Origin of the sequence: Flagellimonas spongiicola (assembly GCF_023502425.1) — a bacterium.
Taxonomy (GTDB): Bacteria; Bacteroidota; Bacteroidia; order Flavobacteriales; family Flavobacteriaceae; genus Flagellimonas; species Flagellimonas spongiicola.
Map to the genome: position 1 here is coordinate 565,290 of NZ_JAMFMA010000003.1, position 26,163 is coordinate 591,452.

Annotated in this window: 22 protein-coding genes; 11 read left to right on the top strand and 11 right to left on the bottom strand. The window is 41.7% G+C overall.

Annotated features, from left to right (window positions below; genetic code table 11):
• Nucleotides 1–14 precede the first annotated feature (14 nt).
• Nucleotides 15–1,259, bottom strand: coding sequence for a type IX secretion system plug protein (locus M3P19_RS14135; protein WP_249658341.1), 1,245 nt, complete (start codon nt 1,257–1,259; stop codon nt 15–17).
• 187 nt (nt 1,260–1,446) lie between these two features.
• Between M3P19_RS14135 and M3P19_RS14140 the strand changes: the two genes are divergently transcribed.
• From M3P19_RS14140 to M3P19_RS14185, 10 genes are all read left to right on the top strand, one after another.
• The gene (locus tag M3P19_RS14140) at nt 1,447–2,799 is read left to right on the top strand and encodes a Na(+)-translocating NADH-quinone reductase subunit A (RefSeq protein WP_249658342.1); all 1,353 of its coding nucleotides are present in this window, start codon (nt 1,447–1,449) and stop codon (nt 2,797–2,799) included.
• Nucleotides 2,800–2,801: 2 nt separating this feature from the next.
• Nucleotides 2,802–4,073, top strand: coding sequence for an NADH:ubiquinone reductase (Na(+)-transporting) subunit B (locus M3P19_RS14145; RefSeq protein WP_249658343.1), 1,272 nt, complete (start codon nt 2,802–2,804; stop codon nt 4,071–4,073).
• A 2-nt stretch (nt 4,074–4,075) separates the two neighbouring features.
• The gene (locus M3P19_RS14150) at nt 4,076–4,825 is read left to right on the top strand and encodes a Na(+)-translocating NADH-quinone reductase subunit C (RefSeq protein WP_249658344.1); all 750 of its coding nucleotides are present in this window, start codon (nt 4,076–4,078) and stop codon (nt 4,823–4,825) included.
• Between the two features lies 1 nt (nt 4,826).
• Nucleotides 4,827–5,474 (top strand): NADH:ubiquinone reductase (Na(+)-transporting) subunit D, encoded by a 648-nt coding sequence (locus M3P19_RS14155; RefSeq protein ID WP_249658345.1) that lies wholly within the window; start codon nt 4,827–4,829, stop codon nt 5,472–5,474.
• A 10-nt stretch (nt 5,475–5,484) separates the two neighbouring features.
• Nucleotides 5,485–6,225 carry an NADH:ubiquinone reductase (Na(+)-transporting) subunit E gene (gene nqrE, locus M3P19_RS14160; protein WP_249658346.1) on the top strand — a complete coding sequence of 247 codons (741 nt, stop codon included), beginning with the start codon at nt 5,485–5,487 and terminating at the stop codon, nt 6,223–6,225.
• A 2-nt stretch (nt 6,226–6,227) separates the two neighbouring features.
• A complete protein-coding gene (gene nqrF, locus M3P19_RS14165; RefSeq protein WP_249658347.1) occupies nt 6,228–7,538 on the top strand; it encodes an NADH:ubiquinone reductase (Na(+)-transporting) subunit F in 1,311 nt (436 codons plus the stop codon).
• 78 nt (nt 7,539–7,616) lie between these two features.
• Complete coding sequence (locus M3P19_RS14170; RefSeq protein WP_249658348.1) at nt 7,617–7,988, top strand: Na(+)-translocating NADH-quinone reductase subunit F; 372 nt, start codon at nt 7,617–7,619, stop codon at nt 7,986–7,988.
• The gene (locus M3P19_RS14175) at nt 7,985–8,989 is read left to right on the top strand and encodes an FAD:protein FMN transferase (RefSeq protein WP_249658349.1); all 1,005 of its coding nucleotides are present in this window, start codon (nt 7,985–7,987) and stop codon (nt 8,987–8,989) included. Before M3P19_RS14170 ends, M3P19_RS14175 begins: the two co-directional genes overlap by 4 nt.
• A gap of 100 nt (nt 8,990–9,089) precedes the next feature.
• Complete coding sequence (locus M3P19_RS14180) at nt 9,090–10,166, top strand: helix-turn-helix domain-containing protein (RefSeq protein ID WP_249658350.1); 1,077 nt, start codon at nt 9,090–9,092, stop codon at nt 10,164–10,166.
• A 93-nt stretch (nt 10,167–10,259) separates the two neighbouring features.
• The gene (locus tag M3P19_RS14185; RefSeq protein WP_249658351.1) at nt 10,260–11,342 is read left to right on the top strand and encodes a TlpA family protein disulfide reductase; all 1,083 of its coding nucleotides are present in this window, start codon (nt 10,260–10,262) and stop codon (nt 11,340–11,342) included.
• 17 nt (nt 11,343–11,359) lie between these two features.
• On the opposite strand, the gene M3P19_RS14190 is transcribed toward M3P19_RS14185, so the two are convergent.
• The 3 genes from M3P19_RS14190 to gpmI all read right to left on the bottom strand — a co-directional run bounded on the left by M3P19_RS14190 (nt 11,360) and on the right by gpmI (nt 14,536).
• Complete coding sequence (locus M3P19_RS14190) at nt 11,360–12,124, bottom strand: class I SAM-dependent methyltransferase (RefSeq protein ID WP_249658352.1); 765 nt, start codon at nt 12,122–12,124, stop codon at nt 11,360–11,362.
• An 11-nt stretch (nt 12,125–12,135) separates the two neighbouring features.
• Nucleotides 12,136–12,951 (bottom strand): type I methionyl aminopeptidase, encoded by an 816-nt coding sequence (gene map / locus M3P19_RS14195; protein WP_249658353.1) that lies wholly within the window; start codon nt 12,949–12,951, stop codon nt 12,136–12,138.
• Nucleotides 12,952–13,018: 67 nt separating this feature from the next.
• Nucleotides 13,019–14,536: a 2,3-bisphosphoglycerate-independent phosphoglycerate mutase gene (gene gpmI / locus M3P19_RS14200; protein WP_249658354.1), complete on the bottom strand. Its 1,518-nt coding sequence runs from the start codon at nt 14,534–14,536 to the stop codon at nt 13,019–13,021.
• A 207-nt stretch (nt 14,537–14,743) separates the two neighbouring features.
• Between gpmI and M3P19_RS14205 the strand changes: the two genes are divergently transcribed.
• Nucleotides 14,744–15,136, top strand: coding sequence for an ankyrin repeat domain-containing protein (locus M3P19_RS14205; protein ID WP_249658355.1), 393 nt, complete (start codon nt 14,744–14,746; stop codon nt 15,134–15,136).
• Between the two features lie 91 nt (nt 15,137–15,227).
• On the opposite strand, the gene M3P19_RS14210 is transcribed toward M3P19_RS14205, so the two are convergent.
• From M3P19_RS14210 to M3P19_RS14240, 7 genes are all read right to left on the bottom strand, one after another.
• Nucleotides 15,228–15,395: a DUF6747 family protein gene (locus M3P19_RS14210; RefSeq protein WP_249658356.1), complete on the bottom strand. Its 168-nt coding sequence runs from the start codon at nt 15,393–15,395 to the stop codon at nt 15,228–15,230.
• A gap of 114 nt (nt 15,396–15,509) precedes the next feature.
• Complete coding sequence (locus M3P19_RS14215; RefSeq protein WP_249658357.1) at nt 15,510–16,274, bottom strand: M48 family metalloprotease; 765 nt, start codon at nt 16,272–16,274, stop codon at nt 15,510–15,512.
• A gap of 40 nt (nt 16,275–16,314) precedes the next feature.
• On the bottom strand, nt 16,315–17,049 hold the full coding sequence (locus M3P19_RS14220) for a M15 family metallopeptidase (RefSeq protein WP_249658358.1): 735 nt from the start codon (nt 17,047–17,049) through the stop codon (nt 16,315–16,317).
• A gap of 75 nt (nt 17,050–17,124) precedes the next feature.
• Nucleotides 17,125–18,300, bottom strand: coding sequence for a gliding motility-associated C-terminal domain-containing protein (locus M3P19_RS14225; RefSeq protein WP_249658359.1), 1,176 nt, complete (start codon nt 18,298–18,300; stop codon nt 17,125–17,127).
• Between the two features lie 2 nt (nt 18,301–18,302).
• Nucleotides 18,303–18,953 carry a hypothetical protein gene (locus tag M3P19_RS14230; RefSeq protein WP_249658360.1) on the bottom strand — a complete coding sequence of 217 codons (651 nt, stop codon included), beginning with the start codon at nt 18,951–18,953 and terminating at the stop codon, nt 18,303–18,305.
• A gap of 9 nt (nt 18,954–18,962) precedes the next feature.
• Nucleotides 18,963–24,836: a midas domain-containing protein gene (locus M3P19_RS14235; RefSeq protein WP_249658361.1), complete on the bottom strand. Its 5,874-nt coding sequence runs from the start codon at nt 24,834–24,836 to the stop codon at nt 18,963–18,965.
• 159 nt (nt 24,837–24,995) lie between these two features.
• Nucleotides 24,996–26,162, bottom strand: coding sequence for a gliding motility-associated C-terminal domain-containing protein (locus M3P19_RS14240; protein WP_249658362.1), 1,167 nt, complete (start codon nt 26,160–26,162; stop codon nt 24,996–24,998).
• Between the last annotated feature and the right edge of the window lies 1 nt (nt 26,163).

A 26,163-nucleotide genomic window follows, 5' to 3' on the forward strand; every position in this document is an offset into this window, starting at 1 on the left:
TTAGGCTAAGATAATTAATTGCTGATTGTTCTGGAATTTACGCTACCTATTCCTATTATGCTATCGTAGATGTTACCAAAATCCCTGTAGTAGACCAATATGAGGTAATTGTTTTCGGTGAAGTGATAGTTTCCAGAAACGAAATTGGGCTCAATGGTTCCATCTGCTCTTTCCACCACATATTTGTAATTGTAAAAACCTTGTTTTATGGGTAATGAAAGCTCCATTTTGGCATTATCAGGGTTAAATTCCATGAGGTTTTCTTCTTCAAGTGCATAGTTGTTGAACTTACCCACGACGTAAACCTTGTCCAGGCCAATTTCATTGGTATAGGGAAGGCTAAAATGCACCTTGGAATATTCGGCTTCACGAGAGACGTCCTCACCTTGCAAAGTGCGAACCACAAAATCACCATTGATATCTGGAAAATAGGTGTAGGGCTGATTGGTTCTGAAATCGTTGGTGAACAGGTAATGATGGTATAAGTCTTTGAATTCAATGTTGGAGATAGCGAATGTAGGGGAACGAAGATCCTTGGTGTCAAAGTTGAGAAACTCATTTCCCCCATAAAAACTGGTCTCTTGGTCATACTTGTATACGAGTTCTGTGCCAATAGTGAATTGTGGTTGGATATTGTACAAAGTGGTGGGCCAAAAGTGATTTTGGATTAGGGCCACTTTTACTTCCTTTTTAGGATTTACAACTGGAAATCCAGCCGTATTTATTCGGAACTGAACTACTTGTTTTTCATTCAAATAGTTAAAGTCCCTGGAGCGCTTAACGGTGCCTCCAACCCGCACCAAGTCCTTGTAGACCACAAATCTTCGTGAGAATTGCAACTCACCATACATATTATAAATCTCGATGAGATAGTTGCCACTTACTTTCAGTTTCACATTTTGGTTAGGAATGGTCAAGCGATAGTTGGAGTATGGTTGTAAAGTGGTGTAACTGTTTTCGTAATCAATGATGCGTTGGTTGTCTGCTCCAATAAGGTATTGTGATTTCAATAATTGGGAAGGTGTCCAATCATAATCACAGTGAATAATTTTGTAATAATAGTCCTGTTCGCTTGCAGTTAGGTCGTCAAATTCCAAGGTCATTGTCTCACCAAGCTGAATTACTGGAAATTGATCTTCAGTAGGTCCGCGGAATACAATTGTCTTTATGTTTTCTGGTGGGTTGACTTCTTCCTGCACCTGGGCATGCACACCAGTTATGAAGAGCAAAAGACAGAATTGTTTGATCAATAAGCGCATATTGGGACTTAAATTTGGGTAAAGGTAAACAAAAAGCATTCCGAATTGGAATAGTTGGTATTGTTGGGTTTAATCCATTATTTAGAATAATTATAAATAAAAGACAGCCCATGTTTTAACGAGGGTAAATTGCGTGATAAACTTTAAATTTGCAGCGAATTTATTTAACCATAAGGTCTATAATAATATGTCTAAAGACATCCGGATTAAGAAAGGGTTGGACATCAACCTTGTCGGGGCAGCAGAACAGACTACTTCCAAAGCCGTTTTAAGTAACGTATATGCCCTAAACCTAGACGATTTTCATGGAATTACCCCAAAAATGTTGGTCAAGCAAGGTGCTGAGGTCAAGGCTGGGGAACCACTTTTCTACAACAAGAGCAGGGAAGACATGCAGTTTGTTTCCCCAGTTAGTGGCGAATTGGTTGAAATCGTAAGAGGTGCAAGAAGAAAAATATTGACGCTAAAAATCTTGGCTGACAAAACCCAGGAATATGTAGCGCACAAGCCTCTTGATGTTTCCGCTGCAGATGGCGATTCAATTCGAGAGTTTTTCTTGAAATCAGGCGCTTGGCCGTTTATCAAGCAACGCCCGTACGACATTATTGCCAATCCAGACGAAACGCCTAAGGCAGTTTTCGTTTCCGGATATACCACGGCTCCTTTAGCTGCAGATGCCGATTATGTCCTACAAGGTAAAGAGGCTGAATTGCAGGCGGCGATTGATGCTTTATCCAAATTAACACCAGGAAAGATTCATGTTTCTGTTGGTAAAGGAGGAAACTCGGTCTTGTCTAAACTAAACGGTGTTCAATTGCATTCGGTTTCAGGACCACACCCTGCAGGTTTGATTGGTACCCAGATCAATAAAATAGATCCAATTAACAAGGGTGAGGTGGTATGGACGCTGGCTCCACAAGATCTGATCATCATTGGAGAGTTATTATTGACGGGTAAATTCAATGCAGAGCGAACAGTTGCCTTAGCTGGTTCTATTGTTAAGGCGCCAAAATATTACACAACAAAGATCGGTGCGGAGATTTCCACTTTTCTATATGCTAGTGGAGTTAATGAAGATAAATATCGCTTGATCAATGGGGATGTATTGACAGGCTCTCGAACACATCCCGAAGGATATTTAGGGTTCTATAACAATACAGTTACGGCGATTCCAGAAGGAGACGATTATGAATTCTTCGGATGGAACAAACCGATTTTCAATAAAATTTCTACAACCAGGGCTTTGACCTTCTCTTGGATGCAGCCAAAGAAGAAATACGATTTAACCACCAATACAAATGGTGAGCATAGAGCCTTTGTTGTAACAGGACAATATGAGCAGGTTTTTCCAATGGATATCTATCCGTTGCAACTTTTAAAAGCTTGTATGGTCAAGGATTTGGATGAAATGGAGCAATTGGGCCTATATGAGGTTGCGCCTGAGGATTTTGCATTAACAGAGTTCATTTGCATCTCCAAACAGCCACATCAGCAGATCATTAGAGAAGGATTAGACTTACTACATCAAGAAATTGGATAAAAATGGGATTGAAAGAAAAGTTACATGAAACCAAACTGAAGTTCCAGGGCAAGAAAATGGCCCCGGCCTTCAACGCGATACACACTTTTTTGTATGCCCCCAATGAGACTACACATTCAGGAGCACATGTAAGGGGTGCAGACGATTTAAAGCGTACCATGAACACTGTGATCATGGCATTGGTACCTTGTTTGATATTCGGAATGTTCAATACCGGTTATCAGCATTTTGGAGCTATAAATGGCTTCCCTGAGACATTCTCGCTATTTGACCATTTCTTGACGTGGGATAATTTCTGGATGGGACTTATTACCATTTTGCCTCTGGTAATTGTATCCTACGGAGTTGGTCTGGCTGTTGAATTCGTTTTTGCGGTTATTAAAGGACACGAAGTTGAAGAAGGGTACTTGGTTACAGGTATGTTGGTGCCTTTGATTGTTCCTGTGGATTTGCCACTTTGGATGTTGGCAGTAGCCGTAGTATTCGGGGTAGTTATTGGAAAAGAGGTTTTTGGAGGTACAGGTATGAACATCCTAAACCCTGCATTGACCATTCGTGCCTTTTTGTTCTTTGCGTATCCAACCTGGATGAGTGGGGACAAAGTATGGGTACATGGAGCTGTTGATGGAGTAACCCAATCAGGAACCGCGGATGCAATTTCAGGTGAAACTGTTTTGGGATATCTAGCACAAGGAAATACTTCTGGAATTGCAGATAAATATGACTTGGCAGATATGTTCTACGGATTTATTCCGGGTTCAGTTGGAGAGACATCTACCTTATTGATTTTATTGGGTGGTCTGTTCTTGATCTTTTCAAAAATCGCTTCTTGGAGAATCATGGTGAGTGCCGTAATTGGTTCATTGGCAATGGGATTGATCTTTAATGGAATTGTTGCCGCAGAATGGATTCCGGAGTACAGCAAGTTCTATAGTTTAATGAGTTTTGAATACTGGCAACACTTACTGGTGGGTGGTCTTGCTTTCGGTATCGTCTTTATGGCTACCGACCCTGTTACGGGAGCGCAGACCAATCGTGGTAAATGGGTTTATGGTTTCTTGATTGGATTCATGTCCGTTATGATTCGAGTCTTTAACCCAGGATATCCAGAAGGTGTATTCTTGGCCATTCTATTAATGAATGTATTTGCTCCAACAATTGACCACTACGTGGTAAGAGGCAATGTAAAGAGAAGATTGAAACGCTTGAAAAACGCCACTATCTACCCAAAGGTATCTGAAGGGGCAGAGGCATTAAAAACGGAAACAGTTTAGTTATGGCAATTAATACGGAGAAAAACTCATATACTGTAATTTTTGCAGCCGTGATGGTGATTATTGTAGGTTCCCTATTGGCCTTTTTGGCTTCCGGGTTACGACCAAGAATCGATGAGAACGAACGTTTTGAGAAGCAACAAAACATTCTTTACGCCATGGGTGTAAATCAGAATGAAGGTGAAGGAAGTGTTAGTTTTATTCCAACAGATATTGTTGAAGAAGAATTTGCCAAGTATATCAAAAAGCAATTGGTGGTTCTAGGAACTGATACTAAAGAAAGGGAAGAAGCATATCTAATTGATATGAAGAAGCAATTGAACATCATCAAAAATGGTGATGAGGCGGAACTTCCTTTGTTCATTGGAGAAAAAGACGGGAAGGAATTCTATATCATCCCTATGTACGGTAAAGGACTTTGGGATGCCATTTGGGGTTTTATTTCCTTGGATAAGAATATGGTTGTACAAGGCGTGGTATTTGACCATAAAGGGGAAACACCAGGTTTGGGAGCCAATATCAAGCTTCGCTTTTTTATGGATGATTTTACGGGTGAATCCGTTTTGGATGGGAATAGAATATCTGGTATTAGCGTGGTAAAAGGAAACAATGATCCTTTGAACAACGATAAAGAAGATAACCAAGTGGATGCCCTTGCTGGAGCAACCATTACCGGTAACGGGGTAACCGCAATGATCAAGGAGACCTTGAAATTATACAAACCTTATTTAGAAACCATTAGAACCAAGTAATATGGCGCTATTATCAAAAAAAGATGCAAATCTAATTTTAGACCCATTAGCGGATAACAACCCAATTACCATACAGGTTTTGGGAATCTGTTCCGCATTGGCAATTACCGCCGAGTTAAAGGCTTCTGTGGTTATGGCATTGTCTGTACTATTTGTTTTGGGTGTGGGTAATGTGGTCATTTCATTATTGAGAAACGTAATTCCCTCCAAAATCAGGATTATAGTTCAATTGATTGTTGTAGCCACACTGGTTATTGTAGTGGATCAAGTTCTAAAAGCCTTTGCTTATGAGTTAAGTAAAACCCTAGCGGTTTTTGTAGGCTTGATTATTACCAACTGTATTATCATGGGACGTTTTGAAGCTTTTGCTTTAGGTAACGGACCTTGGAAATCCTTTTTGGATGGTATTGGAAACGCCTTGGGTTACGGTGTTATATTGATCATTGTTGGCTTTTTCAGAGAGCTATTGGGTTCTGGAACCTTATTTGGAATTCCAGTTTTAGGTGATCCAATCAGAAAAACTGGGTTGTATTCTACGGGTTACGAGAACAATGGATTTATGATTATTCCACCTGCAGCGCTAATTGTAGTGGGTATAATTATCTGGGTTCAACGTTCTAGAAACAAGGCATTAATTGAAGAAGCGTAAATAGGAGATTATGTTAGAGCATTTAGAATTATTTTTTAAGTCCATCTTCATCGATAATATGGTGTTTGCGGTCTTTTTGGGAATGTGTTCCTATTTGGCCGTATCTAAAAAAGTTTCAACCGCAGTAGGATTAGGTGCAGCTGTAATTTTCGTTTTGGCGGTTACAGTACCATTAAACTGGTTGTTAGATCAATATTTACTTAGGGATGGCGCATTGGTGTGGTTAGGCCCAGAGTATGCGGATTACAACTTGAGTTTTCTATCGTTTATCCTATTTATTGCAACTATTGCGACCATGGTACAATTGGTAGAGATTGTTGTTGAAAAATTCTCACCATCCTTATATAACTCCTTGGGTATATTCTTACCATTGATTGCGGTAAACTGTGCCATTTTAGGAGGGTCATTGTTCATGCAAGCGCGTGAGATTCCAAGTTTGGGATTAGCGTTCAATTACGGGGTCAGTTCCGGTATTGGCTGGTTCTTGGCAATTTTGGCCATAGCCGCTATTCGCGAGAAAATAAGATATTCCAATGTACCTGCACCACTTCGTGGTTTGGGTATTACGTTCATCATAACGGGATTGATGGGCATTGGTTTCCAAAGTTTTGGGGGTATGTTGACAGGTGATAATGAACCACCAGAGGAAGTACAAAGTGCAACCGTGGAAACCATTGATGAGAAAGAAATTAATAAGGAGATTGAAGACAAAGAGAAAGCAGTTTCCTATAACGAAGTTGTAAACAAATAAGCATGATTTTAGCCACAAGTACTGGAGGTACTATTCTAATTACAGTTGTAGCGTTTTTGGTTTTGTTGTTACTATTGGTGGCCTTATTACTGTTCACCAAAGAAAAACTGTCCCCATCAGGGCCGGTTACCATTACCATTAATGGAGAGAAAAAAATCGAAGTACCATCTGGTAGCTCACTACTTTCCACTCTAGGAAATCAGAAAGTGTTTTTACCTTCTGCCTGTGGTGGAGGTGGAACTTGTATCCAATGTGAATGTCATGTACATGCTGGTGGAGGAGAAGCATTGCCTACAGAGACGCCTCATTTTTCCAAGAAGGAATTGAACGCCGGAGCCCGTTTGGCTTGTCAGGTGAAAGTAAAGCAGGATATGGACATTTCCATTCCTGAAGAAGTTTTCGGTATCAAGAAATGGGCGGCCAAAGTGGTAAGAAATTACAATGTGGCTTCCTTTATCAAAGAGTTTGTGGTAGAAATCCCTGAGGAAATGAACTACAAAGCAGGGGGTTATATCCAAATTGAAATACCCCCATGTGAGGTTAAATATGCTGATATTGACATAACCGCACACCCAGAGGAACATGAAACTCCGGATAAATTCCAAGAAGAATGGGATAAATTCAATTTATGGCCATTGGTTATGAAGAATCCCGAAACTGTGGAACGTGCTTATTCCATGGCTTCCTATCCTGCAGAAGGTAGGGAAATCATGTTGAATGTACGTATTGCTACTCCACCGTGGGATCGCTCAAAGAATGGATGGATGGATGTCAACCCTGGTGTTGCCTCTTCCTATATTTTTGGATTGAAACCTGGTGACCCAGTAACCATTTCTGGTCCATTTGGGGAATTCTTCATCAATGAATCCGATGCGGAAATGTTGTATGTTGGTGGAGGTGCTGGTATGGCACCAATGCGTTCGCATTTGTACCACTTGTTCAAAACATTGAAAACCAACAGAAAGGTTACGTACTGGTACGGAGGTCGTTCCAAAAGAGAGTTGTTTTATTTAGAGCATTTCCGTGACTTGGAACGAAATTTCCCAAATTTCAAATTCTATATGGCACTTTCAGAACCATTGGAAGAAGATAATTGGAAAGTGAAAAAGGATATCAACGATGAAGCAGGTGATGGATTTGTTGGATTTATTCATAATTGTGTAATTGACAATTATTTGAATCATCATGATGCACCAGAAGATATTGAACTTTATTTCTGTGGACCACCTTTAATGAACAAGGCAGTGCAGAAAATGGGTGAAGATTTTGGTATTCCAGATGAGAATATCAGATTTGATGACTTTGGTGGATAATCGAATTTATAGTGCAACCTCGAGCAAGGTCGAGAGGTACAAAATAAACCTAACCGACGTGCAAGCGTCGGTTTTTTTATGAGCGAACGTAGACAACTTACAGAACAGGAATTACATAACCTCGCAATGAATATTGTGGGGAAGGAATTGGAGGCAGATGGTTTTGAATTTATGGCCATCAATAGCAAGCTGATGAAAAATCCACAATACGTTTGCCTCAAGAATAAAATCCTTCACTTTATTGTCGTTCGTGATGTATCCTATCCAAAGAATCCATTGGATTATGATTTGGAATTAATGCAAAAGGTCAAGGATCATGCGGACAAGTTTGAAGCCAAAACTTATTTTGCCGGTGTTGGACTATCCAATGCACAAGATCAAATGCTTCCTGTATATCTAAATGAAGAATACATAGTGGATTATCAAGGATTAATAGAAATAGATAAATGAAAAATAGTTTAAGGGCAATATTATTGGTTCTAATGGTTGGTTGCAGTTCCAATCCTTTGATTAAAAACCAGACCGTTGGCAATGCATTGGGAACAACCTATTCCATCATTTATATTGCAGATGAAACTTTGGATTATCAACAGGAGATTGATTCGCTGTTCCAAGTTTTGAATCAATCTATGTCCACCTATATACCAACTTCGGATATATCAAGAATTAACAACGGTGATGTTTCGATTTCCGTAGATCATATGTTCAAAGATGTGTATAAAACCTCCTCTGAAGTTTATAAAGCTTCTAACGGTTATTTTGACCCAACAATAGGTGTTTTGGCTAATGCTTGGGGATTTGGACCTGGAGCGCAGCTTTCGTTGGATAGTTTAAGAGTGGACAGTCTTCTTGCCTATGTAGGTTGGGATAAGGTAAATTTAAATGCTGATGGAACAATTTCAAAGCAAAATCCATCTATTAGATTTGATTTTAATGCGGTGGCCAAAGGATACGCCATTGATCGTCTCGCCGTAATGTTGGACAATAAGGGTATTGAAAATTACTTGGTTGAAGTAGGAGGGGAGGTTGTGACAAAAGGCACAAATGTAATAACGGCGAAGACTTGGTCTGTAGGTATTGATGATCCACAGGTGGAAATAGGTCGTCAGTTAAAGTTGATTGTTGGTCTAAAGAATAAGGCCATGGCATCTTCTGGAAATTATAGAAAATTCCGAATTGATCCTGAAACAGGACAAAAGTACGTACATACCATTGATCCAAAAACAGGGTATACGAAGAACGCATTTGTATTGGCAACAAGTGTTGTTGCAGATAACTGTGCAGAGGCAGATGCTTACGCCACCGCTTTTATGGCCATGGATTTAGAGGACTCCAAAGCTGTGTTATCCCAAAATAAGGAATTGGATGCCTATATTATTTATTTAGACGAATCCGGGGCAACCAAAGAGTTTATGACTGATGGTTTTGAACATATGATCATTAAGTCGTAGTATAGTAGTTGAATCAATCAATGGCTAAGGAAATACCAGTTGTTTAACAACCCATTTGTATCTTTAACAAGCATCAATCACCTGAAAAGGTCTTTACTACATGTTTACTTTTACCAACGTAATCCATATCATTATTATTTTTCAAGGAGTTTTGTTGGCATTGTATATTTTAGTGTCAAATCCCAAGAAAAAAAAGGCAGATTATTTTTTGGCCTTGATTATTGGTACGATGGCCTTGCAAATTCTTGGACTGTTCCTTGTCAATCGAGGAATTGGACAAAATTTTTTCCAAAGCGCTAATTGTGCCTATGGATTTTTATATGGCCCTTTATTGTTGTTTTATATAAAACATCTCACCCAAAGACATTATGAGTTTACTAGCAAGCAACTGTTGCATTTTTTGCCTTTTTTGGGAATGTGTATTGGAATTTTTGCCACCCAAGGATCCGTATGTCAATCAGAGATTTATTTGGTTTATGTTTTTCATATTCTAAGTTATGTCTTACTATGTTTCTTGGAAGTGAATCGATACAAGCGGGTTGTCAGGGATAATTATTCCCGTTTGGAATGGCTTAATTTGGGCTGGTTGTATTGGGTTTTTGTTGTATTCTGTTTGATTGTTTTGGTGGATATAGCACAACTGGTAACATTTTTTATAGGTTACGATTCATTTTTACTGGAAAATTCAGTTTTCATTTTAATGCTGATTGCCATTAACCTCCTATATTTCTACGGATTTACCGCTTCACGTAAACCATTCGGATATAGTCAAGATGATTTGGATTTTAGCGCTGCATTATCTTCAAGGAAAAGAATAAATACCACACTTGACGAAAACCAAAAGCTGATTGAAAAGCTTGAAAATCATATCAAGAATGAGGAACCATATAAGAATTTCAATCTCACAATCGCAACATTGGCAGATGAAATAGATATTCCCAAGCGAAAACTCTCAGAACTCATAAACGATCATTATGATCAGAATTTTGTTGACTTCATAAACACCTTTAGAATCAACAAGGCAAAAGATCGTTTTATGAATCCAAAAGATCACAGCGAAACCATATTGGAGATTTTATATGAAGTGGGATTCAATTCGAAATCTTCATTCAATTCTGCTTTTAAAAAGAAAACTGGAATTACACCTTCAGAATTCAAATCAAAATTTAAGCCCTAAGAATCCACATTAAAATCCGTTCGGATACGCGTTTTCAGACGACCAGAATTATTTGCTAGCCTAGTTTTACTGCAAACTTTAAATACATCAATCATGAAAACGATTAAGATTTATGCACTCATTGGTATTTTAATGATGGGTTGCAACACTTCACAAGAACCGGAAAACGTGTTCAATTTTTCAATTGAATCCAAGGAAATTACAAGTATTACCATTTCAAAATTTGATTTTGAGCAAGAAAAGATGAAGGAATGGAAAACTGCTAACGATTTAACGGTCCAAACAAGTTGGGAAGTTTCTGAGCCATTTTTGGAACCAGGTTTGTACGGCATAAAATTGGGTTCCGGGAATGGAATTCAAATTGCCGTAGAGCAAGCCGGTATCATAAACGTGAAACTAGATGACGATATCAAAGTGGAATCCGAGATTGCCTCAGTACTCAATTTTGGTAAGGACATCGAAGTTTTGAATCAACAATTTTTTGCAGGAATGATCGCGGAATTTGATGAAGCCATGGCAGATAAGGATATGGAACGCCTTGCGGAATTGGAGAAAGAAAAGGATGCGGCATTATTAAAATTCATAGTAGCGTTGGAAGGTGCGGTTCGCGATCTTGGTCCAACGGCTAAGGCTTATGATGCAATGACCTATCTCGATTTATATAAAAACAATGCTTTTTTTAAAGAGATGCTTGGGAAATATGAGGCTAATCATCCAAATACAGCTATGACGCTTTCCCTAAAGAAAAAAATTACCAAAGCCGATGAATTGGCCGTGGGTGGTAAATTATCTGACTTTAAAATGAAAACCAGGCAAAATGCGGATATCAGTCTCTCAGATTACCGAGGTTCTTACCTTCTTGTAGATTTTTGGGCTTCGTGGTGCAGACCTTGCCGGGTGGAAAATCCAAAGCTAATGCAAATCCTCGAAGAAGATGAAAACATGGAATTTCAGATAATCGGAGTCAGTATTGATGAAGACATGGCTGCGTGGGAAAAAGCTATCGAAAAAGATGGAATCAAATGGCCACAAATTTTGGATACCGACCACACCCTTTATAAGCAATACATGCTGTCTTCTTTGCCAGCTAACTTTTTATTGGATAAGGAGGGCACCATAATTGCCAAAAACATCACAGCCTTAGAGCTTAAAGAAAAATTGGAATCCTTTAATTGATTCTGGGTTATGGGGATTTACTTTCTAACCAATGGAAGTATTTCCCCATTGGCCAATCTGTACCTATTCACTTTTTCTTTTGTCAGTGCGTTGGTATAATCCACCGCTTCAACAGTAAAACCTATAGTTCTAAGTTTATCAAAGTAATCTCGGCCATAGATGCGCACATGGTCATACTGTCCAAAAATACGAGCACGTTCCTTTTTATCTGTAATGGTGTCATCTTCAAAAGTCACATCACGATTTAAGTCCTGTGGTATCTGAAAAACGCCCCACCCTCCTGGTTTCAAGACACGGTATAGCTCTTGCATGGCCTTCGTATCATCCGGAATATGCTCCAAAACATGATTACAGAGGATTACATCGAATGATGCTTCATCAAAAGGTAGGTTGCAGATATCCGCTTTTACATCCGCCAACGGCGAGTTTAAATCGGTTGTAGTGTATGTGAGGTTTTTTAGGTTCCTGAATCGAAGGTAAAAGGCTTGTTCTGGTGCAAAATGCAATAACTTGATAGGATCCGTAAAAAAACGGGTCTCGTTTTGTAGATAGAGCCATAACAATCGATGTCGTTCCAAGGAGAGGGTAGAAGGGGATAGTACATTCTCCCGCGGGTTTTCATAGCCATAGGGCAGGAATTTCCTAAAGCTTTTACCATCAATTGGATCAGTAAACTTGTTTCCACGCAATCCAAGGGCAATCAAAGGCCTTACCCAAAAACTCAACTTAATCAGTATAGGCCTCGGGATAAGGTTCAGGAAAAACTTAAAGATTTTAGACAATAGCTATAATTTTAAGACAATGGCTTATTTCTAAATTCAGCTTCTTCTTCTGATGTAATGCCCAATGCATCATAAATGTACTGGAAAGTGGACAATAACTCCGGTTTTCCATCAACAAGGGCAACATCATGTTCAAAATGTGCGCTTGGTTTGCCATCTGCGGTAAGAATCGTCCAGCCATCATTAAGTTGCTTGATTCTTCGAGTTCCCATATTGATCATAGGTTCTATGGCGACTACCATTCCATTCACAAATTTCTTTCCTCTACCTCTTTTGCCATAATTGGGCATTTGCGGATCTTCATGTAGTTTGGTTCCCAATCCGTGCCCTACCAATTCACGTACAACACCATAACCATGGTTTTCACAATAATTTTGAATAGCATAACCCACATCACCTACACGATTCCCTTCTTTGAATTGACGGATGCCAACATAAAGGGATTCTTTGGTTACTTTAAGGAGTTTTTTGGTGGCTTCTTCCACTTCACCAACTTCAAAAGTGTAGGCGTGGTCCCCATAATATCCGTTTTTAAAAGCACCACAATCCACGGAGATGACATCCCCTTCTTTGAGCTCATCGTTATTTGGAATACCATGGACTACCTGTGCATTTGGGCTCCAGTTTAAGGTGTTCGGAAAGTCGTACATCCCAAGAAAACCAGGTTCAGCACCTTGTTCCCGAATAAATTCTTCGGCCATTTTATCCAATTGCAATGGATTGGCTCCAGGTTTTATTTCAGAAGCAAGCATGCCAAGTGTTCTCGATACCACCAGGGCACTTTCCCGCATTATTTCAATTTCCTCTGAAGTCTTGATTTTTACCATGGGTGCAAAGATAATTGGAAATCAACAAAGGAGCTTAATGCAATATAAAGTTGCTTTGTTTTGGCCTTTAGATAAGAGAGCTTTGCGCCATCAAATCCGATTTTGGAACATCCATTATATCCAAAATTGTGGGAGCGATATCACCTAGTACACCATCTTTAATGGCATTTCGATCAGGGTCGACCAATATTAGGGGTACAGGGTTAGTCGTATGGGCTGTGTTTGGGCTTCCATCCGGATTGATCATAGTGTCACAATTGCCATGGTCGGCAATCACAATGGATGTATAACCGTTTTCTAATCCCGCAGTAACCACATCTTTAGCGCATTCGTCTACAGTTTCGCAAGCCTTTACCGCAGCCTCCATAACTCCTGTATGTCCAACCATATCGGGGTTTGCAAAATTGAGACATACAAAATCTACCTCCCCCTTTTGTAATTCTGGAACTATGGCATCTCGAATGTCGTAGGCACTCATTTCTGGTTGCAGATCATATGTGGCTACTTTCGGCGACGGACACAGTATTCGATTTTCGCCATCAAAAGGTTCTTCTCTACCACCATTAAAAAAGAAGGTTACATGAGGATATTTTTCTGTCTCCGCTATGCGTATCTGCTTCTTACCGTGTTTTGCCAGTATTTCTCCTAGGGTATCCTTTAAATTCTCTTTGTCATAAACCACTTTAATACCCGAAAAGGAGTCGTCGTAGTTGGTCAATGTCACATAATAAAGGTCCAATTTTTTCATGTCATGTTCAGCAAAATCCTCCTGACTCAGAACTTGAGTGAGCTCTCGGCCACGATCAGTTCTAAAGTTAAAGAAGATAATCACATCCCCTTCGGAAATCTGGGCAACAGGGGTGTTATCGGAATCTGTTATAACTAATGGTTTGATGAATTCGTCGGTAACACCGTCGTCATAACTGCTTTGCATGGTAGAAACTATATCCTGTGTTTTTTCTCCTTGATTGCTGACCATGACATCATAGGCCATTTTAACCCTTTCCCACCTTTTATCGCGATCCATGGCATAATAGCGACCAATTACCGTTGCCAAGGATGTGTTTTTTCCTTCGCAATATTGATTTAAATCCTCCAAAAATCCTTTACCGCTTTTTGGGTCTACATCTCTACCGTCCATAAAAGCATGCACATATGAATTGGTAACACCACTTTCATCTGAAGCTTTTATCAATGCTTTTAGATGATCTATATGACTATGGACACCACCGTTACTGACCAATCCTAGAAAATGCACAGGTTTATTGTTCTGCTTGGCGTAATTAAAGGCATCTACAAGCGCTTGCTCGTTTTTAAGGGTATCCTCGGCAACTGCTTTGTTTATTTTCGCTAAATCTTGATAAACGATTCTTCCGGCACCTAAATTCATATGGCCAACTTCACTATTGCCCATTTGCCCTTCGGGTAAGCCAACATTCATTCCGTCAGTTAGCAAATTAGAATTTGCATAGGTCTTGTAGAGTGAATCTATGAAGGGGGTGTTAGCCTGTTCTATTGCTGATACTTTAGGATCTGGAGACTTGCCCCAGCCGTCCAAAATCATAAGGATTGCCTTGTTGTTCATGCTGTTGGATTAAGCTTCAAAAATATAATGAAATCTGGGGATGCGCCAGTATTTTCAAAGATTTCTAAATGTGAATTTGTTAATTATTTATGTTAAAAAAAACGGCCTTGTTAAAGTTTAGTTATTTAAGTGTTAATCCTGTAACATTTGACTTTTCCAGCAGTCTATTTTTATATCAATTATTTCATTAATCAAAAATTAGTCATCATGAGAAAAACAATCCTAAGCGCAGCTGCGGCCTGTATGGTCTTGGTTGCGGGTGTAAACGCCAATGAAAATCCAGAAACAATTGTAAACCTAAAGCCATCTCCAGTTATTACCGCTGAAATCAATTCCTTTTGCAAGGCAATTGTGCAAGGGGATACAGATATGGTAAAGAAAATGATTAGCCTAGGTGAGGATGTTAATCAAAAATCCTTGGGTATGGCGCCCATTCATTTTGCTGCACGTTACAATAGAACAGAAATTTTAGAGGTGCTTATTGCCAATGGCGCTAATCTTAGGAAAAAATGCGACAAAGGATATACTGCCAAGCGTTACGCGGAAATATCCAACGCGGGTGAAGCATTGGAGCTATTAAAATCGGCTATGAAAAAATAGGAAAGGAGTTTATTCATCCAGCAAAAAGCCCATCCAATTGGATGGGCTTCTTTTTTCCATTTACGTATAGTGTTCTGTAAAAGAGTAAATTCTAAAAATCGAATCCAGTAATCACCCTAAATAAAAATGCATATAAAGCCATGGCCAATAGAACCGCACAAAATATGGCATATCCCTTAAGAAATAATACCACGTAATTAGGTCTGCAATTCTCGAATGCCTCTAGATAGAGCTGCTTAAAATGTAATAGTGTTCCCATATGTCCTCTCGTTAGATAGCACAATCGGGTTAAATAAAAGCATGTTTGATTTGGGTACTACAAAGGTATTCAAATCATTGAATACCCCATTTTTATTCGATAAAGGTCACAAATCTATCGACCTGAATATTTTTCAATGGCTTCTTTGATCTTTTCGATACGGTTTTCAGGGTCTGGATGGGTACTTTGAAACTCCGGTACACGATTAGGACCTGCGGCGGCCTTCAAGATTTCCATCACACGGATCATTTCGTTTGGGTCATAACCCGATTGAATCATAAACAAAACCCCTAATTCATCACTTTCCAGTTCATCTCCCCTTCCATTCTTTAAAAGGGTATTCTGACCAATACTTCCAACCACGTTCCCTATATCCGCACCTACGGAAGCACCCATGGTGAGTGTTTGCCAAAAACTACTTTCCGCAATTCGTTCTGCGGAATGCCTTCCAATTACATGGGCAATTTCATGTCCTAAAACACCTGCTAACTGTGCTTCATTCAATTGGGAAAAGAGGGCATAGGTAATAAAGCATTGTCCACCTGGCAAAGCAAAGGCGTTGATGGTTCGGTCATCTGCCAATAAATGAAATTCATATTGGTACGGGGTTTCCCGCGCTATACTGGATTGTACAAGTCTTTTGCCAACGGCATCCACAAAGGCCTGCATACGTTCATCAGGATATAGTCCGCCATGTTGTTGGGCCATCTCTGGAGCACTTTGCAAACCAATGGCAATTTCTTGGTCAGGGGTCATATTGATGTTTTGGACCCGCCCTGTATAAGGGTTTTCCTCTTTGTTATTGCAACGTTGAATAAAAGCAAATGCAACAATGGCCAATCCGATGAATATTCGGATCTTCCAACTTCCTCTTCTCATGGTGTTAGTGTTATAGTCTTTTCAAGGTACAAAAAATACCTTACAGGAGTACTGGGTTGATATCCAAAATATTATCCTGGATATAGGACTTTAAAAATCCTGTGGTAAAGTGTTCACAGCCATAAAAGTCCTCATTCTGAAGCATTTTTACCACATTGATTTTGCGATATGCAGTTAACATGGGAATTGAAATGGGCGCATAGCTATAATGCCAAGGTTCATACTTGAAACCACGTCTTTTGGGTTGATCGGTATACACTAGATAGAAGCCGAATTTTTCGGAATTTTCATCCAGCCATTTCTTAAATCCTTCAAAAGGTCCGCCAGCTTCAAATTTCTCTGGAACCAATACATCCCCTGTTACAATAACGTTGCCATCTATAATATCGATGTCCGTAGCCCAATGGTGTCTGCTAGTACCAGGAATTGTGGAATACTCAATAATTTTATCAATAGCATCCAATGGTGACATGCCGTCGTCTTCCGTAAATCTCAAATATTTACGTTCCCAAATTCCCTGTTGTCTGTAAAAATCACGAAAACTTGATACCATCTTTATATTGAAACCATCTGAATAGGCGGCTTTTTTCATTTCAACATAAGCATCGTGAGCTTCCTTCCTAAGATTTATTCCCTCTCCATAAAGGTCAATATCAGCTTTGCCGATTAGTTCATCGGTACTAAATTCTATCGAATTTCTATAAGGGATAATAGTTGGGAATGCGCAGGCTAAACTAGTGGCCGAAGCTTTTTTGATAAAAGACCTTCTCTTCATGATTGCTATTTGATGACCAAGTTAAGAAGTATTTTTAAGTCTAAAAGTGTGCCAAAATAGATTATTCTTCAAGTACTATTGAGAGATATACAGATAACCTTGAAATTTTTCCCGAGTGTCGCTAACAGTAAGAATGTAAAAGTAAACTCCCGCAGATAGGCCAGAACCTCGACTGATAGCCCCATTTCGATTTGATTTACCATCAAACTCGTTGGCATAATTTACTTTGGAATAGACCAAAACCCCATAACGATTGTAAATATTCAAAACATTGTTGGGTACATTTTCGATTCCATCAATTAAAAGAAAATCATTTATGCCATCATTGTTCGGCGTCATAAAATAGTTGTCCAGGTCCAGGACGGTAAATGGTTCCAATAAATCATCAGTTCCCCCTAAGGTGATTACTTCATAATCACTTGGAATAAAAGTTTCTGATGTGATACTTCCATTTTGCTGATTTCCTGAAATGGCGGTATTCCCCAGACGTTCCCATCTATTCTCTGACTTGCTCCATCCTACTACCAGCAAACTCTCCACAGTTTCTGCTAGGAGACCAACTGCACTATTGGTATCCCAAGATAGCGTTACAATGGATGGCTGTTCGCCTTCCAGTCGCCAAAACTCCAAATCACTAATTTGTAAGTCCTCTGAATCTTTTTCTGTGGTAGGAAATTGTAATCCTGTACTATTCAATGCATCGGGGTCTTCACGGAAATAAGCACACCTAGCCAGTGCATTGGAGGTTTCGGAAATAAGGGTAAGAAATCGCAATCGTTCACCATCCCCAACCGGAAAGGTAATGGTTTCTTTGTTTGTGGCACCGGCATAACCATTAATATGGCTAGCGTCTCCGCTACCGTTAAAAAAAGATTGGTCAATAAAATTAAGATAACTGGCTGAAGTACCTTTTAGCGTCAATACGTCTCCGGCGATAAAATTTGCATTCCCGGTAACACCTATCCAGGTTTCCAATTGCAATCCATTATCAGTGAAAATTTCTAGGTCCTGGAAAACAGGACTTGATGAACCGGAAACCGTTAGTAATTGATTGCTGTAAAAACCAGTCAACCCAGAATTGCTATCGAACATTCCATCATTGATCATATCCAAGTGAAAACCTACGCTAGCTGTTGCGTGAAACTGTAGATTCCCATAGTTGTGGAAAGCATCCTGGCCGCTAGCTACCATATTAGTCAACACCGATACTAGTAATAGGAGAATTATTCTATGTTGTTTCGTTTTCGCCATTTTTACCTGAATGCTTGAAAAATTACCACTACACCGTCTGCAAAACTGTCCGTATTCAAAGTGAAACCATTGGTGTTGAAACTGGTTACTGTTGCTGATGTAAGACCAAGGTTATTTCCATTCTGATCGCTATACCGGAGTCCAATACAATGTGAGTTGGAAGCATATCTTGATATATCGTTAATGGAATTTCCACTACCTCCTACATAGATGACTTGTTCCGTAACTGTTCCACTATCGTTTCTGGCGAAACCGTTCATATTACCAAAGGCATTTGCCAATGTCCTATTGTTGTTTCCCACGCCGTTGTCGGAATTTAGGTTGAAGGACTCTACGTTTGCATATGCCGAAAAAGTAATGCTGGACGGCTCAAAAGGAATTCCGGTTATCGTTTGATTTCCTAAACTGGTAATTTGAAATGCACCGACATAGGAATTGGCCATATTAGGAATTTCAACCCAAGCGGAATTGCTATAGAAATGAATACTTCGGGTGGTCGTATTAAAAACCATGGACCCTTGTTCTGGATTGGAAATAGCATTCATCTCAGTTGAGCTAACATTATGAATGGCTACCAAATCACCCGCTGTTGGGGCCTGTGCGCTAAGTCCCAAACTGGCCATGAGTATTAAGATAATGGTTAATCGCTGCATTTTCTTCAATTATAAATCCAAAATGGTGAACATAAATTCCGAATTGAATCGGTTACGGTCTGTTCCTCCATTGTCATTATCTCCTACGATTACTTCAAAACTTGAACTGGTTTGTGCCCGGTACGATATTCCTGGGTCATCATTTCCGGAACCATCTCTACTTGGTTGAGCCAGTTGGATAATGTAATTTCCGTCACTTACCAAACCAGCTGGCAAGTTGACACGATAATAACCGTTTCCGCCTAATTTAGTAACTGTGATACCTGCAGTTGCCCGGGTTACACTTCCGTTAGCAGCTATCTTGCCAAAAGCCTTTATTGGACTTTCATAATATGCACCACCATTGGCTCCAACGGTAATACTATTGTCAGCTTCGGCACCTACAACATTTGCAGTTTGATTAGCCGTGGCCTCATTGGTATAAGTAATCACCCCAGTACTTGTATTTTGGGATAAGTTTGTTACAGTATCATCATCACCATCTGCGATATCAGCGGGAATGTTAGTCAAAGAACTCCAATCCCCATCGAAATCATCAGTGGAATCCGTATCCAGATTGGCAGGCACATTGGTCAGGTCATTGAAATCCCCTGAAAAGTCGTCGGTCACATCGGTGTCAAGGTTCGGGAACTCGTTGTTCACGGCAGTTACCACCTGAGCATCGGTAAGCTGGGTATCGTCGTCCACATTATCGGCGAATCCAGCGGGTACATTGTTGAGCGAGGCCCATTCACCATCGAAATCATCGGTGGAATCCGTGTCCAGATTGGTCGGCACATTGGTGAGATCATTGAAATCCCCTGAAAAGTCATCGGTAACATCAGTGTCTAGGTTCGGGAACTCATTGTTCACTGCCGTTGCCACCTGAGAATCGGTCAATTGTGTGTCATCATCCACGTTATCGGCAAAACCAGGGGGTACGTTGTTGAGGGAAGCCCACTCCCCATCGAAGTCATCGGTTGAATCCGTATCCAGATTCGGGAACTCGTTGTTCACTGCAGTTGCCACCTGTGCATCGGTCAATTGTGTGTCATCGTCCACATTATCAGCGAATCCTGCGGGTACGTTGTTGAGGGAAGCCCACTCCCCATCGAAATCATCAGTGGAATCCGTATCCAGATTTGCAGGTACATTGGTGAGGTCATTGAAGTCCCCGGTAAAATCGTCCGTCACATCGGTGTCAAGGTTCGGGAACTCGTTGTTCACGGCAGTTGCCACCTGAGCATCGGTAAGCTGAGTGTCATCATCCACATTATCGGCAAAACCAGTAGGCACGTTGTTGAGCGAGGCCCACTCCCCATCGAAATCGTCGGTGGAATCCGTGTCCAGATTGGCAGGTACGTTGGTCAAATCATTGAAATCCCCGGAAAAATCGTCCGTCACATCGGTATCCAGGGTCGGGAACTCATTGTTCACGGCAGTTGCCACCTGAGCATCGGTCAATTGGGTATCATCGTCCACATTATCGGCGAATCCAGCAGGCACGTTGTTGAGCGAGGCCCACTCACCATCAAAATCGTCTGTGGAATCTGTATCCAGATTTGCAGGTACATTGGTCAAGTCATTGAAGTCCCCAGAGAAATCATCGGTGGAATCCGTGTCCAGATTGGCAGGCACATTGGTCAGGTCATTGAAATCCCCTGAAAAGTCGTCGGTCACATCGGTGTCAAGGTTCGGGAACTCGTTGTTCACTGCCGTTGCCACCTGCGCATCGGTAAGCTGGGTGTCATCGTCCACATTATCGGCAAAACCTGCCGGTACATTATTGAGCGAGGCCCACTCCCCATCAAAATCGTCGGTGGAATCTGTGTCCAGATTGGCCGGTACGTTGGTCAAATCATTGAAATCGCCTGAAAAGTCGTCCGTCACATCGGTGTCCAGGTTCGGGAACTCGTTGTTCACTGCCGTTGCCACCTGAGCATCGGTAAGCTGGGTGTCATCATCCACATTATCAGCAAAACCTGCCGGTACGTTGTTGAGAGAGCCCCACTCCCCATCAAAGTCATCGGTGGAATCCGTATCCAGATTTGGGAACTCATTGTTCACGGCAGTTGCCACCTGCGCATCGGTAAGCTGGGTGTCGTCGTCCACGTTATCGGCAAAACCTGCCGGTACATTGTTGAGCGAGGCCCACTCCCCATCAAAATCGTCGGTGGAATCCGTATCCAGATTTGCAGGTACATTGGTCAGGTCATTGAAATCCCCTGAAAAGTCGTCGGTCACATCGGTGTCAAGGTTCGGGAACTCGTTGTTCACGGCAGTTGCCACCTGAGCATCGGTCAATTGTGTGTCATCGTCCACGTTATCAGCGAATCCTGCAGGTACGTTGTTGAGGGAAGCCCACTCCCCATCGAAATCATCAGTGGAATCCGTATCCAGATTTGCAGGTACATTGGTCAGGTCATTGAAATCCCCGGAAAAGTCGTCAGTCACATCGGTATCAAGGTTCGGGAACTCATTGTTCACTGCCGTTGCCACTTGGGCATCGGTAAGCTGTGAGTCATCGTCCACATTATCGGCAAAACCAGCGGGTACATTATTGAGCGAGGCCCACTCCCCATCAAAATCATCGGTGGAATCCGTGTCCAGATTGGCAGGTACATTGGTCAGGTCATTGAAGTCCCCGGAAAAGTCGTCCGTCACATCGGTGTCCAGGTTCGGGAACTCGTTGTTCACTGCCGTTGCCACCTGAGCATCGGTCAGTTGGGTGTCATCGTCCACGTTATCGGCAAAACCAGCGGGTACATTGTTGAGCGAGGCCCACTCCCCATCGAAATCGTCGGTAGAATCCGTATCCAGATTGGCCGGCACATTGGTCAGGTCATTGAAATCCCCTGAAAAATCGTCCGTCACATCGGTGTCAAGGTTCGGGAACTCGTTGTTCACTGCCGTTGCCACCTGGGCATCGGTAAGCTGGGTGTCATCGTCCACATTATCAGCGAATCCTGCCGGTACATTATTGAGCGAGGCCCACTCCCCATCAAAATCGTCTGTGGAATCCGTATCCAGATTTGCAGGTACATTGGTCAGGTCATTGAAGTCCCCTGAAAAGTCATCGGTGGAATCTGTGTCAAGGTTCGGGAACTCATTGTTCACGGCAGTTGCCACCTGCGCATCGGTAAGCTGGGTGTCATCGTCCACATTATCGGCAAAACCCGCCGGTACATTATTGAGCGAGGCCCACTCCCCATCAAAGTCATCGGTGGAATCCGTATCCAGATTTGGGAACTCATTGTTCACTGCGGTTGCCACCTGTGCATCGGTAAGCTGAGTGTCATCATCCACGTTATCGGCAAAACCAGCCGGTACATTGTTGAGCGAGGCCCACTCCCCATCAAAATCGTCGGTGGAATCCGTATCCAAGTTCGCCGGGACATTGGCGAGGTCATTGAAATCCCCTGAAAAGTCATCGGTGGAATCCGTGTCCAGATTGGCCGGTACGTTGGTCAAATCATTGAAATCCCCTGAAAAGTCATCGGTAACATCGGTATCCAGGTTCGGGAACTCGTTGTTCACGGCTGTTGCCACCTGAGCATCGGTCAATTGGGTATCATCGTCCACATTATCGGCGAATCCAGCAGGCACGTTGTTGAGCGAGGCCCACTCCCCATCGAAATCATCGGTGGAATCGGTATCCAGATTTGCAGGTACATTGGTCAGGTCATTGAAATCCCCTGAAAAGTCATCTGTAACATCAGTGTCAAGGTTAGGGAACTCGTTGTTCACGGCAGTTGCCACCTGAGCATCGGTAAGCTGGGTGTCGTCGTCCACATTATCGGCAAAACCAGCCGGTACGTTGTTGAGCGAGGCCCACTCCCCATTGAAGTCATCGGTTGAATCCGTGTCCAGATTGGCCGGTACGTTGGTCAAATCATTGAAGTCGCCTGAAAAGTCGTCTGTCACATCGGTATCAAGGTTCGGGAACTCGTTGTTCACTGCCGTTGCCACCTGAGCATCGGTAAGCTGGGTGTCATCATCCACATTATCGGCAAAACCCGCCGGTACATTATTGAGCGAGGCCCACTCCCCATCGAAATCGTCGGTGGAATCCGTATCCAGATTGACCGGTACATTGGTCAGGTCATTGAAATCCCCAGAGAAGTCATCGGTGGAATCCGTATCCAGATTGGCCGGTACGTTGGTCAAATCATTGAAATTCCCTGAAAAGTCATCGGTAACATCGGTATCCAGGTTCGGGAACTCGTTGTTCACGGCTGTTGCCACCTGAGCATCGGTCAGTTGTGTGTCATCGTCCACGTTATCGGCAAAATCAGCGGGTACATTGTTGAGCGAGGCCCACTCACCATCAAAATCGTCTGTGGAATCGGTATCCAGATTTGCAGGCACATTGGTCAAATCGTTGAAATCCCCTGAAAAGTCATCTGTAACATCAGTGTCTAGGTTCGGGAACTCGTTGTTCACGGCCGTTGCCACCTGAGCATCGGTAAGCTGGGTGTCATCATCCACATTATCGGCAAAACCTGCCGGTACGTTGTTGAGCGAGGCCCACTCCCCATCGAAATCATCAGTGGAATCCGTATCCAGATTGGCAGGCACATTGGTGAGGTCATTGAAGTCCCCAGAAAAGTCATCGGTGACATCGGTATCAAGGTTCGGGAACTCGTTGTTCACCGCTGTGGCCACCTGAGCATCGGTCAATTGTGTGTCATCATCCACGTTATCGGCGAATCCAGCGGGCACGTTGTTGAGCGAGGCCCACTCACCATCAAAGTCATCAGTTGAATCCGTGTCCAGATTGGCAGGCACATTGGTCAAATCATTGAAGTCCCCAGAGAAGTCATCGGTGGAATCCGTATCCAGATTGGCCGGTACGTTGGTCAAATCATTGAAATCCCCTGAAAAGTCATCGGTAACATCGGTGTCAAGGTTCGGGAACTCGTTGTTCACCGCTGTGGCCACCTGAGCATCGGTCAATTGTGTGTCATCATCCACGTTATCGGCGAATCCAGCAGGCACGTTGTTGAGCGAGGCCCACTCCCCATCAAAGTCGTCCGTCACATCGGTGTCAAGGTTCGGGAACTCGTTGTTCACTGCCGTTGCCACCTGAGCATCGGTAAGTTGGGTATCATCGTCCACGTTATCGGCAAAACCTGCCGGTACATTGTTGAGCGAGGTCCACTCCCCATCGAAATCGTCGGTAGAATCCGTATCCAGATTTGCAGGTACATTGGTCAGGTCATTGAAATCCCCTGAAAAGTCATCGGTCACATCTGAATCATAATTACTTAAATCAATTGTTGTGCTACCAGGGTCATTGGTCAATGTGATAATTCCAGAATTGAACTGTAAGTCTTGAATTTCGTTTTGGTTATCTGCATCGGCATCATTTACATTGAGGTTAATCGTGTTGCCGTTGTCTATACCTATGTTTCCTGGGTTCCCATCAGTAATCAAATTTTGGTTATCAGTGCTTGAGGTATTGATTAAAGTTTGTGCTCCAGCTTCGTTCGTGAAAGTATAGGTGCCATCCAAATTATCTACCAAGGTGGTAATGGTTTCGGGTGCACCGTTAAACGTCAGGTCATTTCCTGAGCCATCTGATAAGGTAATTGTACCATCTCCGTTATCCACATAAGAAAAACCTGTTGTGTTTGAGGAATTACATAGATTAATCCATTGTGATCCGTTATAGTAATGAACACAGGAGGTGTCAATGTTATAAATTACCGCTCCATTCAATGGACTGATGCTTTGCATCTGAGCTGAGGAAAGTCGTGTTAAGACCAAAACTTTATCACTGCTTTCCAACTCCATAATGGAAGCTGGGTCTATGACATTGGGGTTATTCCCAACTTTTACCTGGGAAAATGAATAAACGGAAAAAAATAGGGCAAAAAAGGGTAATATTCTTCTTAAATCCATTCCAACATATTTGATAGCGCGCTAAAAATAAGCTTGCATGGAGATAAGAACCAGTAATTGTTGTGTAGCTAGAGGAGATTGTTGTAAACCGCAAAATGGACTGCAAATCCTTGCGAATTAGTGACTTAAAACAGCTAAATTGAGGTAAAATTCCTACAGCTATCGATCAAGAAACAGGAAGCCAGTGTATTCCAATTCCAAATCGTCAAGGGTTACGAAATAGTAATAGATACCTTCAGGAAGCCCAATATCCTGACTTAGATAGAATTTTCCAGTATTGGAAAGGCCATTGAATTCATCAACATAGTTGATTTTCTCATATACTTTTTGACCAAATCGATTGAAAATCCTAAGGCTATTGTTCGGCGACTCATTCATATTATCTATGACAAGAAAATCATTGGTTCCATCACCATTCGGACTCAAAAAGTAATTACCTAATGTTGGGTTATTTACCGCAAAAGTATCTGTAGGTAGTGGGACCGTACCAAAGGTAATTGCTGAAAATTCCATGGGATTAAAGATTGTAGAGGTGATAAAACCATCGTTTATATCTCCGCCTTGGGCTTCATTACCGATAATTTCCCATCGGTTTGTGGTCTTACTCCAACCCACTACTATTATGGATTCAAAGGTTGCATTGGGTATTGAAGCTAAATCGCTTCTTTGGTTCCAACTAATGGTTACCGAGGCAGGAATCTCACTCTCAAAAATCCAAAATTCTTTGTCATTCACGGTACCAATTTCTGGGATTTTGGTAGTAGTATTAAAACTTGTTCCTAGTGACAACGGATTATATGGGTTTTCAAATAAATAGGCACAAACTGCTAATGCTGTACTACCCTGTGAATTCATGATCAGTGGTCTTAACTGTGCCGCGTCGCCTACAGGAAACGAAAAGAAATCACGATTATTTATTGCTGCGAAACCGGTCACTTTAGCAGCATTTTGCTCTCCATTGAAGAATCCGCTGTCCATAAAGTTGAGATAAACATTCGAATCGTTCAGTGGTGAAACTACATCACCATCAATGAAATTGGTATTGTTTTGGACATTAACCTGGTTTTGTAAAAATAGACCTGCGGTATTCATTAATTCAACATCCCAAAATTCTGGTGGGATACTGCCAGATATCGCTATTTGGGAATTACCGTAGAATCCAGCTAAACCTTCAGATTGATCAAACGAGGTATCATTGATAAAATTGGTGTGGAATCCAATTTGTCCGTTGGAATGTACTTGGATGTTACCGCTATTATAAAGGGCGTTTTGGGCATTGATTGTTGCCCCAAATAGCATTAAAAAAAGGTGTAAATAACTCTTCATG